Genomic DNA, 18,292 nt, shown 5'->3' on the forward strand with positions numbered 1-18,292 from the left:
GAATACTCTGCCAATATCGGCGATATCTCGGGTTCCGATTCACCGCATCTATCAGTCAGCCGGCGGTGGTACTTCCTCCTGCACGGGATCTATAGGTGCAGGTGTATCATCTGCTGCCGGTGCAGGTGTCTCCGTAGGAGCTGCCTGTTCTGCGGGAGCTGTCTGCTCTGCCGGTGCTGCTTGTTCCGCCGGTGATGCTTGTTCCGCGGGTGCTGCTTCCGTCGCCGGAGCTGCTTCAGGATTCTGTGCCGCCTGCTGAGCTGCAAGCTGTGCTTCTGCCGATGCAGCCTGAGCCGCAGCTGCTGCCTGTGCGGCCTCCACATCACCGCCCTGTGCGGCAACCTGCTGAACAGCGGCGATTGCGCCTGCCACTGCCTTTATCTGGTTGATGTCGCCGGTGGCAATTGCTGTTGCTATCTGCGCTGCAGCAATAGGATCTGATGTTGCGGTTCCTACTGTGATAATTCTGGGAACCATCTTATAAGTACTGGTGTTGATTACCTCACGATTTGTCTCGGAGCCGTTTTCATAAGTAATCTTCCAGAGCTGTGCCTTGTAACCGATGTGTGCAGACTGGGTACTTACTGTACCTATGGGTGATCCGCCATCTGCAACTATCTGGTCAGCACCTACCGGTGTTTCCTCTAAAACTTCACTCTGATATTCAACCTTATGTGTGGAAGGTCTTGTCTCCACACCGTAGATAGTGAAGGTAATGTGCTTATCTGTTGTGGTTACACCCTCTATATAAATAGGGTGCTCTGTGCTATTTACAAACTTAAAGTTCTTACCGCCGGTCTCTGCGATCGCAGCATCCATAGACGGTTTAACATAATTGATGATCATTGAGTGGTTGTGGCGCTCGGTAACCTGAAGCTCTGCTTTCAAAACAGCATTGTAAAGTGTACTTGAAACCTGGCAGATACCACCGCCGACACTTTCAACAACTATTCCGTTAAGGTAAGAACCTGCGGGGAAGTAGCCATTAGCCTCTGTAAAAGGAGTTATAGTCTCAAGAACCGAGAACTCCTCTCCGGGATATACGGTGGTTCCGTTGATAAGGCTACAGCCGTTTGCTACGTTGGCACTTCTGGCAGCACCTGATGAAGAATAGCTTGTAGTATAGGTTCCGAGAACATCCTTGACCTGACTGAGCTCCTCGTAACTACCCTCAGGCAAATCCTCCTCAATCACAACATCAATTGCACAATCATTGTGATCCCAGCTTCCCTGGATATAATCCTTGATAGCGGTAAGAGAAGCCTGTTCGTCAAGAATATAGCCTGTCTGTCCCTCTGAAATGGTGAATCCATCACCGGTTTTCTTCAGAGTGTAATTAGCCTTGGAAGCATTAAAGGGTGCGCAATTTACTTCCAGAATCTGGTAGATCGCATCGTCATTAAAGGAATACTCAATGTTATAACGCTGTGTACTGTGCTCAAGGTCCTTAATCGCCTTGTATCGCTGAATAATGTTGCCCTTTCTGCAAAGAGCAAAAGCTTCATCAACTACTTCGGGATTCGCCCAGCCGAGACCGAAATCGGCCATCGTTACTGCTACGCTCTGTCCCTCACCTTTACCTCTAAGTGTTACATTCTTGGCACGAAGCTGCTCGATGTACTGGCCTACAGCCTCTGTAGCCTGCTCAGTTGTCATGCCCGAAACATCAACATCACCAATGAAAACTCCCTGGTGAATAGTATCTGAAGCGGCGTTAGCGCTACCTGCCGGAATTACAAGTGCAAGCGTAAGCGCCATCAGACAAAGGAACATAAATTTTTTCATAATCTCTCCATTTCGCCACTTTCCTGGCAAATACCGGTGTTATATAATCAGAAGGAAAGACTGCTTGCGAGCGGAATAACCAATGCAAGAATCAATACGATAATGATTATTGCAGAAATGACTTTTCTGTTTTTGCCGGAATTAAAAAACTTCAACATAGTATTATACTCCTAAATTTTCTGAAAGGAAATTATAAATGAAATTACCTTTTTTGACAACCTTTATTCTCTTCGTCCTGATGACCAACATAGCGATACACAGGAACAATGAGAAAATACGCAAAAAGGAAGAAGACTTCTGGGATAAAGAGCTTCGGGCCAACAGCACGAGACGAAAAAGTCTCGAGCATCTGGACTATGTCACAATCCCTATGGACAAGCTCCCCTTTGGCGCTGTAACCGGGAACGATGAGATCGATTTTTGTGAAAAAAGCATCCGTCGCCTCGCCGAGCAGAGAATTGTCAATCTGACCGGAATTACCAACACCGATCTCAAGCTTGAATACGGTGCTCCCAACATTACGGAGCTCACAGCCTACGATCAGAACTACACTACACTGGTCACAAACCTTCAGAAGTGGGCAAAAGAGTTGTATGACGCTTCTTTATATAAGGAAGCTGTCTCCGTCCTTGAATTTGCAGTATCTACCAAAACCGACGTGACCGCAACTTATAAGCTCCTGTGTGATCTGTATAAAAACAAGCTGTCTCTGACGCAGACCGAGGCTGATTCTAAGATAGAAAAGCTTCTTCCCATCGCCGAAAGCCTGAATTCATTAAGCAAGAGTAATATAATCAGTATTCTGAATTCGCAGCTTGGTGATAATTCAAAAAATAGCCTTCCTCCAACGAAGGAAGATGTCAGTGAAATAGTCGGGTGAAGGATCCCCTCATCCGTCGGCTTCGCCGACACCTTCCCCCCAGGGGGAAGGCTTTATTTATTTCATATTACTGCAGGGCCGCCGCCGATGGATACTGTGTAGAAGGTTGCGTCATAACCTATCTTTTCGCGATAAGCCTTTCCTACCTTCTTCTTGAATTCCTCAACTGCCTCGTCCTTAACTATTGAGACAGTGCAGCCTCCGAAGCCGCCGCCTGTCATTCTGGAGCCGATAACTCCCGGAATCTTCCAGGCTTCCTCGGCGAGAGTATCAAGCTCTATGCCTGTTACATCGTAGTCATCTCTAAGTGAAATATGAGACTGCTTCATGAGTTCTCCGAACTTCGTAAGATCTCCTGCCTTTAAAGCAGCAACAGCTTCGATCGTTCTCTGGTTCTCATATACAGCATGCTTAGCTTTGATGCGTCTGTCATCATCCTTGATGGCGTCCTTATGTGCCTCAAATTCCTCTTCAGTAAGATCACCCAGTGTCTTAATATCAACAACTGTCTGAAGCTCGGAAAGAGCCTTTTCACAAGCGCTTCTTCTGGCATTGTAAGCAGAATCTGTAAGCTTGTGCTTTTTATTTGTATTACTGATGATGATCTTCGCACCGTCAAGCTTTATGGGTGCATATTCAAAGGACAGATCCGCAGTATCGAGGAAAATTGCATTCTCCTCTTTTCCCATTGCAGATGCAAACTGATCCATAATTCCACAGTTGCATCCGTTGAAATTGTTCTCGGAGTACTGTCCGATAAGTGCAAGATCCTGATTGGTAACATCAAATCCGTAGAGGTCTCTTAAGATGAATCCTGTCAGAACCTCAAGGGATGCAGAAGATGAAAGGCCTGAACCGTTCGGAATATTGCCGTAGATTATCATGTCAAAGCCCGTATCGAGCTTAAGGCCTCTTTTCTCAAATGCCCATACTACGCCAACCGGATATGCTGTCCATCCTGCTGTTCTCGACTTTTCAAGATCATCAAGTGAAGCCTCAATAATTTTTCCGTTGTCAAAATTCATTGAAAAGAAGCGCATTTTTCTGTCGTTTCTCTTCGCTGCAGCTCCGTAGGTTCCTATTGTCAGTGCGCAGGGAAATACATGTCCGCCGTTGTAATCTGTGTGTTCACCAATAAGATTAACACGGCCGGGAGCAAAGTATGCTTTAACGCTGTCGTTTTTGCCATACTGCTCTTCGAATCCCCTAAGTACTGCGTCTTTCATTTTCTGTTCCATATTGTGCCCTTCCTTGCTCCTCATCCGGCGCTTCGCGCCACCTGTCTTCGCTCCGCTTCGGTCCGCGCTAAACCAACGTCCCCCGGACATTGAGCGCCCCCACGGGGAAAGCTTTAGTTCTTCGCTGCCTGAAGGAGCTTCTCGCGGAGCTGGCCTTCGATCTGTGCAAGCTCTGCTTCTGCGTTCTTACGCTTTTCCTTACCTTCAGTCTGTATTCTCATAACTTCGTCAAGAGTTGTGATAAGTGTCTCGTTGGTGTGCTTAAGTGTCTCCATGTCAACTATGCCTCGCTCTGATTCCTTAGCAGCCTCAACGGTAGCAACCTTCAGCATGTCTGCGTTCTTCTTAAGAAGTGCGTTGGTCATGTCGTTAACCTCGCGCTCAGCCTTAGCTGCCTGTGCGGAGTGCTCGATTCCGATTGCGATAACCATCTGGTTCTTCCAAAGCGGAATAGTGTTAACGATTGTGGACTGGATCTTCTCAGCCATTGCTGTGTCAGCACTCTGAACCATACGGATCTGAGGGCCTGTCTGCATAGCGATTGTACGTGTAAGCTCAAGATCGTAGATCTTCTTCTCGAATCTGTCGCAGAGAGCTGCCATATCCTTAGCTGCCTGTGCATCCTCAGGAAGTCCTGACTGCTCTGCCTTCTTCTGAGCTGCAACAAGCTCGTTTGCTCTAACCTGCTCAAGCTTCTTCTTACCTGCAATGATGTACATTGAAAGCTCTTTGTAGTAATTGAGGTTGAGCTTGTACATGTTGTCGAGTGTGGCAACATCCTTCATAAGAGTCATCTGATGTCTCTCAAGCTCATTGCTGATAGCCTCAACGTTTTTCTCAACGCTTGTATATCTTGCCTTTAATGCAGTAACCTTATTGGCACTCTTTTTGAAAAGTGCTTTAAGTCCCTTCTCGTCCTCTTCAACCTCAAAGTTCTTAAGCTCTGTAACAAGACCTGTGATCATGTCGCCGACCTGTCCCATATCCTTTGTGCGCACGTTATCAATGGCCTTTTCCGAAAAATCTGCCATCTTCTTCTGTGTGCCTGCACCGTAGTTCATGATTCCCTGAGAGTTGGTAATATCAATCTGCTGAACGAAAGCATCAACCTGCTTCATCTCCTCCTCAGTCAGCTGTGCCTCTGCTGCAGCTGCCTCAGGTGTCTGCGGTGCTGTAGCTGCCGGCGCAGGTGCAACTGCCTCGGCTACCGGTGCGTCAAATGACAATGTCGGTGCTGAATTCTCAAACTCTTTAAACTCGTCTCCCATTTTACTTCCTCCAACTAAATTTTTCTTTTCATAATGTTTCAAAAAACAAACATTTACGACTAAAAATGATTACTGTTATTCTTCGGGTTAAAACTTAAGCTGTACCTTTTCATCCTCAGCGGCCTGTGCCTGCGCACCTGCGGCCTGCTGCAATTCGGGGGCTACCTGATATGCAGATCCCTCAAAGGAAAGCGGTGCCGGCTGCGGAGCAGTTCTTACCGGAACCGGAACAGGCTCAGGCATAGGCTGTCCGGACATAAGTCCGTCAGGTGTAAGTCCGTCCTGCGCCATCATGGTTTTCATAACCGATATATCTGAAGAAATATCCCATGCCATATCCTGGAACAAGCTGTCCAGAAGATTTTCAAAGGCATCGTTTATTACATCGATAGCATCCTCAATATCTTTCTTGGTTCTGGTGATGTTCTCACCAACCTCAGGCTGCTTATCGAGATCTACATAAGCATTCAAAAGCTTGGTTGTTGTGGGCAGATAGTAATTCATGAACTTCTTGAGTTCGTCCGCACATTCGGGCTCATTCTCCACCTGGGTGAAAATCTTCCTCATGATATTTTCAAGCTGATAGAGCTTCTCCGACATCTCATCACCGGGAATCTCATCATTAATTCTGCGGATAGTTGCAAGATAAGCATTACCCTCATCAATGATAGACTTAACGCCCTGGTTTGTTACACCCTCTGTGCTCTCGGCACTGAAGCGATCCTGACTTATCTGCTGTGCCTGCGCCAGTTCTCTGTCCTGTCTTGCCTTCTCAGCTCTCATATACTGTGCGAAAGCTCTTTCGGAAAGCATTACCGTAGTCTCATTCCTGTCAAATCTTGCAGTAGGAAGGAAGTCCTTATTTATCATCTTCTTGATGTTTTTCAGAACCGTATCCGAACGCTCCCCTGCTGCCATCGCAAGATCACCGACTGCGAAAAATTCGGAATTCCCCAAGATTCTTCCGTATTTATTGAAGGCTTTTGCCAGCTTTTTATCATCGGATCCACCTTTAATAAGGAATCCGAATAATGCGGTAATCGCAAGATAAGTAACGGCCTGAGCCCACACACCTGTTGTCAGTGCTCCGAGAGCCGCAAGTCCGAAAATAGAAGCACCTACAATGCCTCCGACCACTTTGCCCATTCCGTGATTCATACTGACTTTTCTTGTGAAAAAGGGTATTCTTTTGGCACCGCTAGCATAATTAACGGTTCTGCCTGTTGAAGCCTTGCCTCTGAAATTCTGTGAGGGATTAGCTTTTGCTGCCCTGACCGCATCCTCTATAGAAACTTTCAGCGAAACACTTAGATTATCGTAATTACCTGTTTCGACCGCCTTGGTAACTTCTTTTAATATCTTGTTACCGGCGTTATAGATGTTATCGTAATCTCCCATAACTCTTCCATCCTCAATAAAACAACTGATTGAAATCTTTTCCATTTTATAATATTATCCATCAAAAAACAATCTCAGACCGCGTAAATTCAAGGGCTTTAATTGGTTTACTTTGGTACCTTAAAGTGGAAAATTGTGTTATTATTTTACCGTGGAGTTACTTTTTTCCAAAAAACTTTATATTAAGAAGGTAAAATTGTATGGACAGACAAAATCTGACACTGCTGACAGACCTGTATGAACTTACGATGATGCAGGGCTACTTCAAGAACAAGTCCCAGAACGAGACCGTTATTTTTGATGCATTTTTCAGAAATAATCCGTTTGGCGGCGGTTACTCAATTATGGCCGGACTTGAGCAGCTTATCAACTATATTAAAGAGCTGCATTTTGACGAGGAAGATATCGATTACCTCAGAGGCGTGGGTATCTTCGATGAGGATTTCCTTGATTATCTTCGCGATTTCAAATTCAGCGGGGACATTTATTCCATTCCCGAGGGAACACTCATTTTCCCCAGAGAGCCCCTTGTTAAGGTCATCGCACCCATCATGGAAGCTCAGCTTATTGAAACCGCGATTTTAAATATCATCAACCATCAGTCACTTATCGCAACCAAGGCAGCAAGAATCTGCTATGCAGCTGAAGGCGACGGAATTATGGAGTTTGGTCTTCGCCGTGCGCAGGGTCCTGACGCCGGAACCTACGGTGCAAGAGCTGCAGTTATCGGCGGATGTGTCGGCACCAGCAATGTTCTGTGCGGACAGCTCTTCGATATCCCTGTAAAGGGCACACATGCTCACAGCTGGATCATGAGTTTCCCTGATGAGTACACAGCTTTTAAGACCTATGCAAAATTGTATCCTTCAGCATGTATACTTCTCGTCGACACCTACGATACCCTTAAGTCAGGTGTTCCGAATGCAATCCGTGTCTTCAAGGAGATGAAGGAAGAGGGCATCGACCTCAGCTTCTACGGAATCCGTCTTGACAGCGGTGACCTTGCTTATCTGTCAAAAGAGGCCCGCAAGATGCTCGATGAAGCCGGCTTCCCGGATGCAATCATATCTGCTTCCAACGATCTTGATGAGTACCTTATCTCATCCCTTAAGTCACAGGGCGCTGCCATCACTTCCTGGGGCGTTGGCACACACCTCATCACAGCTAAGGACAATCCGTCCTTCGGCGGTGTTTACAAGCTCGCAGCGGTTATGGGCGAAGACGGTGAGTTTATTCCCAAGATCAAGCTCTCCGAGAATTCCGAGAAGGTCACCAATCCCGGAAACAAGAAGATCTACAGAGTTTATGAAAAGGCAAGCGGTAAGGTTAAGGCCGACCTCATCTGTCTTGAAAACGAGACCTTCACCGAGGACAAGCAGCTTCTGCTCTTCGATCCCTTAGAGCCTTGGAAGAAAACTCTTCTTCCCGCAGGAAGCTTCACCTTGAGAGAGATCATGGTTCCTATATTCAAAAATGGCGAATGTGTTTACACTTCACCTAAGACAATGGAAATTCGTGACTACTGCCTCAAGGAGCAGGATACACTCTGGGAGGAGACAAGACGTCTCTTCAATCCTCACGAGGTACATGTGGATCTATCCCGTCGTTTGTATGACACCAAGATGAAATTACTTGACCAGATGTCCGGACTTGATATGACAAATGTAGAAAACTGATAAAATGACGCCCGGGGGGCGCTCAACGTCCGGGGGACGTTGAGCGCGGACCGAAGCGGAGCGAAGACAGGTTGCTGCGTAGCAGCCGGATGAGGGGTTCTCCCTCAGTTCTTATGATCATACGGATGGATTGTCTCTATAGTTCCATCCTCTGCGATGTTAAGCTTTGTATACTTAACACATCTTCTGTGGTTGATTCCGCCTGACAATTCACAGTCATGGTAGAACAGGTACCACTCACCCTCAATCTCAAGAATTGAATGATGGGTTGTCCAACCGATTACAGGCTCCATGATGCGTCCCTTGTAGGTGAAGGGGCCGTACGGGTTATCACTCTCAGCATAACAGAGATAGTGTGTAGTTCCGGTTGAATATGAGAAATAGTACTTTCCGTTGTACTTGTAGGTCCAGGGGTCCTCGAAATATCTGCGATCCTCATCACCTGCAAGAAGGGGCTTTCCGTTTTCATCCAGAATCTGAATATCTCTGGGTGCTTCTGCAAAGGACTTCATATCCTCGCTCATAAGTGCCATCTTCGGGAAAACCGCATTCTCGTTCTTCTCCGGCTCTGTGTCGTTAGGATCGAATTTTCCTGTTCTGTATTTCTCAAGCTGTCCGCCCCAGAGGCCGCCAAAGTAAACATATACTTTTCCGTCGTCGTCCTTGAAGGAGCAGGGATCTATACTGAAACTTCCCTCAATGCAATTGTCCTCAGGCTTGAAAGGGCCTTCGGGCTTATCGCTCTCTGCGATACCGAGTCTGAAATTTCCTTCCTTATCTCTTGCAGGAAATACAAGATAATATTTGCCGTTTGTATAAACCGCATCCGGTGCCCACATCTGGTCGCTAACCCAGGGTACATCGTGCATGCTGAGTGCTACGCCGTGATCTGTAACATCTCCGCCGAGCTTATCCATGGAAAGGATGTGGTAATCCTGCATCTGATACTCATCACCGTTATCGTTATCCTCGCCATCATGCGGAATATCATGTGACGGATATACATAGATTTTTCCGTCGAAAACATGTGCTGACGGATCTGCTGTGAAAATATGTGTAACTAAAGGCTCTCTTTCTTTGCTCATTATAAACTCCTCTCTATTACCAGTGGATTAAGATTATCACAGGCGCCTTGCTCATTTCTTTGCAATAGTTGTTAATTGGTGTCAAAAAATTGCCTTAATTAATTTCGCTTTTTTGCTCATATCATTAATTATCACCTATTTTCACATGGCAAAATTATGCAAAAGCCATAATCTTAGCGTTTTTGTCCGCAATAATTAATTGGTTAAAAGCAATTTTTGATAGTTAAAAGAGCACCTTTTTGTAATAAAATAAACTCTATAATTTACAGATATTGCTAATTGCATATTTGAGAACCTTAGAGGAAACGAATATGATTGAAACATTAAACGGACTTGTTGAAACAGTCAATTTTAAACAGAGCACTTCAATAAAATTATATGACAATGATAAATATGAAGATTATCCGCCGCACTGGCATGCTGCGATTGAGCTTATTATGCCCACTCGCAATTTGTACTTCCTTAACTGTGCGGGCGAGGACGTTGTCTTAAGAGAGGGCGATATCGCAATTATCTGCCCGGGATGCATCCACTCCATCAAGGCTCCCGAGGTTGGTCAGCGCATTATTTTCCAGCCCGATACCAATGAGCTCAGATTCATGCATGACGTTGAGTCACTTATCAACATCATGTCTCCTTATATTGTCGTAACTCCCGAGGATTATCCTCAAATTCACGACAGGGCAAAGACTCTCCTTTTGGAGATCAACCAGATTTATGAAAAGAATGCCTCTTTTTCAGAGGTTGATATCTATTGTAAGCTTCTGGAATTCATGTCTCTTATTGGTAAAAACTACGTTAGTAAGAAACGAACCGACGATTCGACTGAGTATGCCAAGGGCGACGAATACTTTGAGAAATTTATCGAGATCTGCGACTATCTTCAGGAGCACTGCTCTGAGGACCTTACTCTCGATGATGTTGCCGACAGAAGCGGCTTTAGCAAGTTTTATTTCTCAAGAAGATTCAAGCAGTTTACAAACGTTTCCTTCTATAAATATGTGAACCAGAAGAGAATTGCAAAAGCTGAAACATACCTTACAGATCCCAGGAACTCTGTCACGGATGTAGCCTTAAACTGCGGCTTCCCGTCACTGTCCTCTTTTATAAGAATGTTCAAGATAATAAAGGGATGCACACCAACAGAATTCAGAAATATGTACTGGTGTGGGAATAAGGCTTAACGGTCCTGTAATGGACACACGCAGGGCGAAACCAGGCTACCTTACAACACATGAGAGATTCCGCTTAGTGCTGCTTCGTTCCCGACCTGACACGGTTCGCAGGCTCTCATTGCATAAGACCCGATCCCGCACGAGCGTGCACCCGTTACAAGACCGTCATTTGTTAATAATAAGCAGATGATGATAAGTTGTCAACCATTATCCACCACGAGGCACATTATTGTGCCTTTTCTACTATATAATCAGAATAACTCATTCCAACATATTTCTTAAAACATCTCCCAAAGTAATTGGGATCCGGAATCCCGACCTCTGCTGCCGTCTGGTACATTTTGTACCCCTGCTCAGCATACTTTATGGCCTTCTTCATTCGAAGATCTGTTAAGTACTTCGCAAAGTTCTTGCCGGTATCCTGCTTGAACTTGCGGGAAAGATAGCTTGAGGAAAAGCCAAAATTCTGCGCAACAAACGCAAGGTTAAGGGTGGAATCCGTAATGTGGTCCTTAACATACTGCTTGATCAGTTCGGTGGAATTAGCCTCTGTAATTGCAGGTTCTTCCTCGCTATCCGCAAAGTCCGAGGTACTGGCCCCTCCCATCGCATCAAGCTTCTCCTTTGCGCGCTCAAGAACCTTTGTAACCTCCGCACGCACCATAGGTTTAAGCATATAGTCAAAAACCGGAAGGCTTACGCATTTTCTTGCATACTCAAATTTATCTATGGCCGTCATGATGATGATGATCAGGTTAGGATAGCGCTTAGTTGCGGTCTCCGTGAATTCTATTCCATCCATGAACGGCATGGATATATCAACAAAAGCGATGTCAGGCTTTATCTCATCAATAGTGTTTATTGCCTCTATGCCGCTGGCTGCTTCGCCCACAACTTCCATGTCGAGACTTTTATAATCTATTGCTGCACGCATCAGTTTGCGCGCGGATTCCTCATCGTCTATGATCATTACTCTGTACATAATACCTCCCCGTATCCCCTCATCCGTCAGCTTCGCTGACACCTTTCTTCGCTCCGCTTCGGTCCACGCTAAACCAACGTCCCCCGGACGTTGAGCGCCCCCCGAGGGGAAGGCTTTTACAATTTATACTCAAGCCCCTGGATGCATCATATCAGGAATAATAAACTCAACCTCCGTGAATTCCCCTATTTCACTGCTTATCCTGACTACATCTTCTCTGCCTGCGTAATACCTTATCCTCTCTATTGTACCCCATAATCCAAAACTACTCGAGTTTTGTTCGTAGGTATTGCTCCTTGAGGTCACGATTTTCTCTATAAGCTCTGCATCCATGCCGACTCCGGTGTCTCTAACTATCAGATGGAGTTCTCCGTCTTCGAGATGTGCAGATATTTTTATTGTACCCTTTTCACCCTTAAGTCGTATGCCATGATAGATACAGTTCTCCACCATCGGCTGCAGTATAAGCTTTGGCACCACAAAATTCAGCGTATCCTCATTAATGTCATATTCGTCTTCAAGAATATCGCCGTACCTGAGCTTCTGAAGCGATAGATAATCCTTAACAATGCAGATCTCGCGGGAAAGCGGAATCTCTCTGTCGCCCTTACTAAGGAAATTCCTGTAAAAGCTTCCGAGCGTCTCCAGAGCATCATGCACCTTGTCAGCTCCGGCATCCAGCGCCATGAATCCTATGGTCTCAATCGAGTTATATAAAAAGTGCGGCTTAATCTGTTCCTGTAAGACACGCATTTCCGCCTTTTGCAGAGTCTTTTCCTTCTCCACCAGCTCATCAAACAGCTCGTTAACATGGTCGATCATACTGTTATAATCTCCCTCAAGCATGTTTAATTCACTGTAAGGAACCTCAACGTCTATTTTTTTCAGCTCTCCGGAGCGCTTGTTCCTCTCCATCGCACCCGACAGCTCAAATATCGGATCTGTTATATTCTGTCTTATGAAAATTGCGACAAAGACTGCCATGAGAGTGAAAACAACCAGAAGGAACAACAGGATATACAGCATTCTGAAGGGTATTCCCGCTGTGCCGTAGGGCGAGACCCTAAGAATCACTATCGGAAGGTCATTCACTCTGCATCCTGAAAGAAGGACATCCTTTCCGCCCAATCTGATGTTTCTGTGTCTGATCTTTTCACTAAGAAATTCATCTCCGAAGTAGTTCTCATACTCGCGGTTCCCGGCGAGAAAGGTCCCGTCGGTTCCCATGATGCAAATATTGTTGTAACCAAGCCTCGTCAGCATATTTTCAAATACGCTTGTGGAGATGTTCATCATAAGGAGTCCCGTGCGCTTCTGGGTATCAATGTCATTGATAGCTCTTCCTATGGAAACCATGGGCCTTCCATCTGCCTTCTCGGCAATACCATAGCTGTTTAGAGACACCACTGCTCTACCGTTGCCCTCATATATTTCCCTGCGCCAGTCCTCGCTGTTCATCAGATCCGTGTTGTAATTATAGGTGAATCTGTTGGTTGCAACGATGATCAGATCTTCTCTGATGACCATTACGCTGTCCACACCCTCTGTGGAATTCAAAATGTCCATTATACCGTATCTGGCATCATTTATCATTCCCATGCTCACAGCTGATACTTCCGCGCGCAAAAAATCGATCACACGGCTCTCTATCATTATGAGCCTCGAGAGCGATGTGTATTTTTCAATATCTGATGAAATATTACTGGAAAGAGTTTTTAAGACGTTATCAGAATCTCTGACTCCATAGTCGCGGCGCTCTCTCTCGGTAATGATGGTCATTGAAATAATAAATGCTGCAATTGCAACCAAAACCACCTCAAAGATGAGCTTTTTAAGGCTCAGTGAAAGAGATACTCCGCTCCTATTCTTTTTAATTAATCCCCAATTGCCGAACTTCATGTAAACCCCTAAAAAACCAAAATGTGCTTACACTATTATAGTATATTCAGAATTGATTTCAAAACTTTAACAAGGTGCAAATTAGCAATTTTCTTACAGCCTTGAGATTTCATCAAGGATCTCTTCCCGATCTCTGAATCTATAGTAATCTTCTTCATCCTTAAAGCTGAACGCACCGATTGGAATTCTTGCAAGATCTTCAATTAACTGCATTGAGTCAGGCGCAAATCCTGCCTTCTTAATGACATTTCTAAAAGGAATCTCCAGCTCGGGTTCAAGATGCAAAGCCTTGATAAGTTCCTGAACATTTTTTGTATCCATCCCTTCATCTCCAACAAAGTGATATGCTGTCGATTTTCCTCCTTCAAGTACCTCTATTGCAAAGAGCATGTCATCAAAATAGCTTATGCTGATAACCGGAGTATCCAACCTCTCTGACAGTCTCACTGCTTCTTCTCTTACATCTTCAAATTCAGTTTCAAGATTATCCTCAAAAATCGTATCCCAATCAGGAGTCAAATGCTCTATGCAATAGTCTTCCTCAAGCTCATATTGATTCTTATGTCCGGGATTATAAACCTGTATATTCCGAAATGATGTCCCCATTTTTCCTCCTTGCCGATTCTGCTTTTATTCAGCAGTTTTAATTCTCTTTATTGTTGATCCCTTCAGGTAGAACGCATCACCCTTACTGGGTGACTTCTTTACCCTTGCAACCATCAGCGGGGGAATGCTGATGAAATTGATATCTCCGATTTCCTCAAACATCAGTACATTTCCGCTGTCACTGATACCATTAAGTATAGGATTAGAAAGAACTGTTAGTGTCTCATTTTCAAGATTTGAGAAGATTATAGCTACTTTGCTCTCTGTATAATCAGAGGTAAGCACCTTATATTTGTTATACACCTCCTCATTATCATGAATAATATCAGGAGCCTTGGGGCTGTTGATCATCAGAACCATAAGCGGAACATCATCCAGTGCCTCTCCAGAGACTGCTTTTTCATGATTTGCCTTTGCTGTCTCATAGGCCTTTTCTACAAAGTCAATTACTTCCATATTGTCACTTGTATATTCCGCGACACATGATAAGCTGCTAAACTGCGAAAGCTCTTTACTCCTGTCATCTGCGATATACAATTCTACAGGATCATACGAGCTGCTCTCCTGAAGTTTTCTGATAATATACTTGACGTAATCGCCTCTTCCAAGCTCCTCTGTTCCCAATATTCCAGTAATAATATTCTTCGACAAATCATTATATTCAGGCAGCGTTGTTGCATAATTAAGACCTGACAAAAGCTGATAGCCTTGCATATTGGAAGAACCGAAACGATCCTCCATATACTCGTCGTTCAGTACATCCGGAATATAAACAATCGTCTCTGCCTTCATTCCTTCATACTTCTTATTGATCTTCGCTATATAATCCCTGATACTGTAGATTCTGTCAGTTTCTTTCTCGCCTGAGAAAGCTAAATATGACTGGAATTCCATAATCTCATTATCAACAACTATGAGACCTCTTCCCGGATATTCGTCGGGCTTCATCCTACATCTGTCGATAAGTCCTGAGTACTCGGAACTGTCATTGCAGTTCATCGCAATTTTTATTGAAAAATTAGTAAGTAGCCTATATCCCATTCCGGAAAGCTGCTGATTAGTTACTACAACGGATATACCTGCTGCCACACCATCCCTGCAAATACTCAGGAAGTCATCCTCAAGATCCTCATAGGTTGTCCTGAATACAGAATAGTTCTCCAGGAAAATAACGATCTGGGGAAGGTCCTTTCCACCAGCTTCTCTGTACGCTCCATAAGAACTAAGTCCTGCATCTGACAGGATTTGTCTTCTTTCTTCAACTTTTTTTACCATCATATCGACAAAGTGGTTCATCTTGTCTTCTTCTACAATAGTAACTACTCCACCCACATGATTAATAGAAGAAAAAGTTTTAAGTATCATCGAAGCAAAGTCAACGATATAAATATTTACATCCTCCGGAGAATAATTCCCTGTAAGTCCGTAAATCATATTCTGAAGAAGATATGTCTTACCACTAAGTGATGATCCCAAAATAAATGTGTGATTTTGTGTAAAGTTAACAGACAGCTCTTTTTGCTGCTGTCTTGAAGGATCATCATAAATACCGATAGGAACCACTACATCTGTCCCGGTTACATCTATAGTCTCCGGGTATTCGATATGATCGGAAAGAGGCGGCAGACAAATCTCGGGAAGTTTTTCTATGTTGTTATCCTCGCAGTACTGTTCTACATAATCCACAATTGCTTCCAGCTGTGTCTGTGTACCCTCACCCTTCGGATTTTTCTGCTTGAAGATGACATTTCTTGCTCCCATAAGGTCAACTTCTGCAATCGAATACTCTCGCTTTATTTCTCCAACATTCTCTTCCGCAATTGCTCCACTGTATGCCGACTGGAAAAGCTGGAATATCTCGTTGTTACCAACCTGAAGGTATGCTCTTCCCGGTTCTCTTATTTCAGCAGCAAGAGGAGACTTCAGTACCTCATTACTATCCGATTTATCCTGAACTTTAAGACAAAGCTTGAACTTAGAGTTACTCCAAATCTGATCATTTACGACACCCGCAGGTTTCTGCGTCGCCAAAATAAGGTGTACTCCAAGGCTTCGTCCGATACGGGCTGCACTTATAAGCTCTTTCATGAAATCAGGCTGCTCACTTTTTAACTCCGCAAACTCATCTACAATAAGAATCAGATGCGGCAGCGGCGTATCTGCAATTCCACTCTTGAAAAGCTTTATATAATCATCAATTCTGTTTACTTCATATTTTGCAAACAGTTCCTGCCTCTTTATTAACTCAGCTTTAATAGACATAAGCGAACGATTAATCTGCTTACCGTCTATATTTGTTATCGTTCCGTTAAGGTGCGGTAAATTTTTAAACTGATTAGCCATACCACCACCTTTAAAGTCGATGATAATAAAGCCAACTTCATAAGGATGGAACAATGTTGCCATGGACAAAACATATGACTGTATGATCTCGGATTTACCCGAACCTGTAGTTCCTGCCACAAGTCCGTGCGGGCCATGATATTTTTCATGGATATCCAGATATACAGTTTCATCTCCGCTCTTTACACCAAGAGGCGCTGCCATGCTCTCATGAATCTTAGAACCGGCCCAGCGTCTGCCAAGGTCCAATTCTGTTACTTTTCTTATTCCAAACAACTCAAAGAGAGAAATATTCTTAGTCAGATTACTCTCAAGACTGGTCTCCCTGATATATACAGGTGCCAGTTTAACTGCGCATTTTTCAGCAAGTTCCTTATCCAGATGTGTGTAAGAAAAATACTGGAGTGACTGAGAGTCCTTAAGATTCTGAATATGTCCCTTGTATTCTTCGTCGTAAAGATATACAGCAGTATCACAGGCCTTGTGAAGAAGTTCTCTTGCCTCTTCAAAGAATATAAATGTAAATCCAAGATCTTTTGCACGTTCAATGTAGTTACTTACAGGGAATTCGCAGAGCCTCTCAGATCTGAACGCAAATACAATATAATTCGGAAGCTTTTTAATAACCTCTTCCTTCAAAGTCTCTCTGGTTGATAATTCGGCATACAAAAACTCGAGACCCTTTTTATTGCTCTCTTCGTCAAACATGATTGTGCGAGCCCCGGTCACTTCATTATTAAATCCCGGAAGCCATCTTACCCATTCCAAATACGGAACATACATCTCCTCCAGCATCAGAACCATTCTTATATCTGTAAATGCTTCCTGGCCTGCTAAGGTTATAATGAGGTTTTTAAGCATATGGTAGAGCATCGTTCTGTTTCCGATGAAGCCTACCGCATTAACCTCTGAAAGATGCAGCACCACCGGCATATCTTCAATAAACTCATACTTATCATGAAGAAGCTTGGGATAATCCATGAGCTTGTCGTAAACATTGACATAATCCCTATCATCAAACTGTATCTCTCGTAATGACTTAGTGATTCCAGTTCCGATTCTTACATCCAGATAATCTTCCTGTCCGTTTTTCTTTTCGAATAATTTGGGATCAAATACAAGAATACGCTTAACCGTTTCTTCGAGGGACGGATTGCGTTTGAGAAGAACTGCCTTTTCATCTTCACGACACTTTTGAATCTCTTCTTCCTTCTTTACTATGTACTCTTTATATACCTTTTCTCGCTCTGCTACGTTTTTTCTGTAGTCCTTTGTATTGTCAAAATATGTCCAGACAGAAGTTAACGCTCCGATAACCATAGTGGCTCCAAAATAAATAACATAGCTTGCTCCTCCGCCCATCATGCGGCTTCTAACCAAAATCATTACCATGAGTGTCAGAAACATTGGGGTTATCGTTATCAGCAGATTATTCTTTGGTTTAGTCGGCATAGCTTCCGGAGGTTTCACTTCAATCTTTTCATCAGGAAGCTGGTATTCATCTCTAGCTGTGAGATAAAAAGCCGGATATTCAATTCGGCTGCCGGAACGCAGCTTATTAGTTATAGGAAGACTTGTGATAATGTCAGATTTTGAAGCAGTTGCAATTTGATTGGCCTCCAAGTAGAATACAACTCCGCCAATCGCTATAAATGAAAAATCGCTGACCTGCTTAACGCGGTCAGATACATACACTCCGTTTAAATAATATCCATACCTGTTCTCGGAAGAATCTATTTCATATCCTTTAATAAGGCGTCTTACCGTAAGCGCATAATAAGATGCCTTATTATCCGGGACATAAATATCGTTCCTCTGATTATTACCAATTGTAAAAGTGACTTTGGAGGATATATCTATTGTCATATCGAAAGTAGCCTTTTGATACTTATAGTCCATCCTTATTTCTCTATCTAATGCAGCTTCACTAATTGACACTGATACATCCTCGTTTTCT

General features: G+C 44.0%; 12 protein-coding genes and 1 other RNA gene. 3 read left to right on the forward strand and 10 right to left on the reverse strand.

Annotated features, from left to right (window positions below):
• Positions 1–51 precede the first annotated feature (51 nt).
• A complete protein-coding gene (locus BLR42_RS04605; RefSeq protein WP_091867022.1) occupies positions 52–1,785 on the reverse strand; it encodes a VanW family protein in 1,734 nt (577 codons plus the stop codon).
• Positions 1,786–1,981: 196 nt separating this feature from the next.
• Between BLR42_RS04605 and BLR42_RS04610 the strand changes: the two genes are divergently transcribed.
• Complete coding sequence (locus tag BLR42_RS04610; protein WP_091867024.1) at positions 1,982–2,665, forward strand: hypothetical protein; 684 nt, start codon at positions 1,982–1,984, stop codon at positions 2,663–2,665.
• A gap of 62 nt (positions 2,666–2,727) precedes the next feature.
• Here BLR42_RS04610 and BLR42_RS04615 read toward each other — a convergent pair whose 3' ends face one another.
• The 3 genes from BLR42_RS04615 to BLR42_RS04625 form a co-directional block, all read right to left on the reverse strand.
• Complete coding sequence (locus BLR42_RS04615) at positions 2,728–3,903, reverse strand: galactokinase (RefSeq protein WP_242879195.1); 1,176 nt, start codon at positions 3,901–3,903, stop codon at positions 2,728–2,730.
• A gap of 113 nt (positions 3,904–4,016) precedes the next feature.
• Positions 4,017–5,171 carry a toxic anion resistance protein gene (locus BLR42_RS04620; protein ID WP_022760971.1) on the reverse strand — a complete coding sequence of 385 codons (1,155 nt, stop codon included), beginning with the start codon at positions 5,169–5,171 and terminating at the stop codon, positions 4,017–4,019.
• Between the two features lie 87 nt (positions 5,172–5,258).
• The gene (locus tag BLR42_RS04625) at positions 5,259–6,614 is read right to left on the reverse strand and encodes a 5-bromo-4-chloroindolyl phosphate hydrolysis family protein (protein WP_091867026.1); all 1,356 of its coding nucleotides are present in this window, start codon (positions 6,612–6,614) and stop codon (positions 5,259–5,261) included.
• A gap of 155 nt (positions 6,615–6,769) precedes the next feature.
• Here BLR42_RS04625 and BLR42_RS04630 point away from each other — a divergent pair, with 155 nt between their 5' ends.
• Positions 6,770–8,245, forward strand: coding sequence for a nicotinate phosphoribosyltransferase (locus tag BLR42_RS04630; RefSeq protein ID WP_091867028.1), 1,476 nt, complete (start codon positions 6,770–6,772; stop codon positions 8,243–8,245).
• Positions 8,246–8,349: 104 nt separating this feature from the next.
• Here the strand turns inward: BLR42_RS04630 and BLR42_RS04635 are convergent, their stop codons facing one another.
• On the reverse strand, positions 8,350–9,330 hold the full coding sequence (locus tag BLR42_RS04635; protein WP_091867030.1) for a glycoside hydrolase family 43 protein: 981 nt from the start codon (positions 9,328–9,330) through the stop codon (positions 8,350–8,352).
• 311 nt (positions 9,331–9,641) lie between these two features.
• Here BLR42_RS04635 and BLR42_RS04640 point away from each other — a divergent pair, with 311 nt between their 5' ends.
• The gene (locus BLR42_RS04640) at positions 9,642–10,514 is read left to right on the forward strand and encodes a helix-turn-helix domain-containing protein (protein ID WP_091867032.1); all 873 of its coding nucleotides are present in this window, start codon (positions 9,642–9,644) and stop codon (positions 10,512–10,514) included.
• Between the two features lie 26 nt (positions 10,515–10,540).
• Here BLR42_RS04640 and ffs read toward each other — a convergent pair.
• The 5 genes from ffs to essC form a co-directional block, all read right to left on the reverse strand.
• Positions 10,541–10,640: signal recognition particle sRNA small type (ffs, locus tag BLR42_RS04645), an RNA gene on the reverse strand.
• Between the two features lie 91 nt (positions 10,641–10,731).
• Positions 10,732–11,487, reverse strand: coding sequence for a response regulator transcription factor (locus BLR42_RS04650; RefSeq protein ID WP_091821781.1), 756 nt, complete (start codon positions 11,485–11,487; stop codon positions 10,732–10,734).
• A gap of 129 nt (positions 11,488–11,616) precedes the next feature.
• Complete coding sequence (locus BLR42_RS04655; protein ID WP_091867034.1) at positions 11,617–13,386, reverse strand: sensor histidine kinase; 1,770 nt, start codon at positions 13,384–13,386, stop codon at positions 11,617–11,619.
• 93 nt (positions 13,387–13,479) lie between these two features.
• Positions 13,480–13,992 (reverse strand): hypothetical protein, encoded by a 513-nt coding sequence (locus BLR42_RS04660; protein WP_091867036.1) that lies wholly within the window; start codon positions 13,990–13,992, stop codon positions 13,480–13,482.
• 24 nt (positions 13,993–14,016) lie between these two features.
• A complete protein-coding gene (gene essC, locus BLR42_RS04665; protein WP_139165104.1) occupies positions 14,017–18,273 on the reverse strand; it encodes a type VII secretion protein EssC in 4,257 nt (1,418 codons plus the stop codon).
• Positions 18,274–18,292 lie beyond the last annotated feature (19 nt).

Source organism: Butyrivibrio sp. INlla16, assembly GCF_900104155.1.
In the GTDB taxonomy this organism is placed as follows: Bacteria; Bacillota; Clostridia; order Lachnospirales; family Lachnospiraceae; genus Butyrivibrio.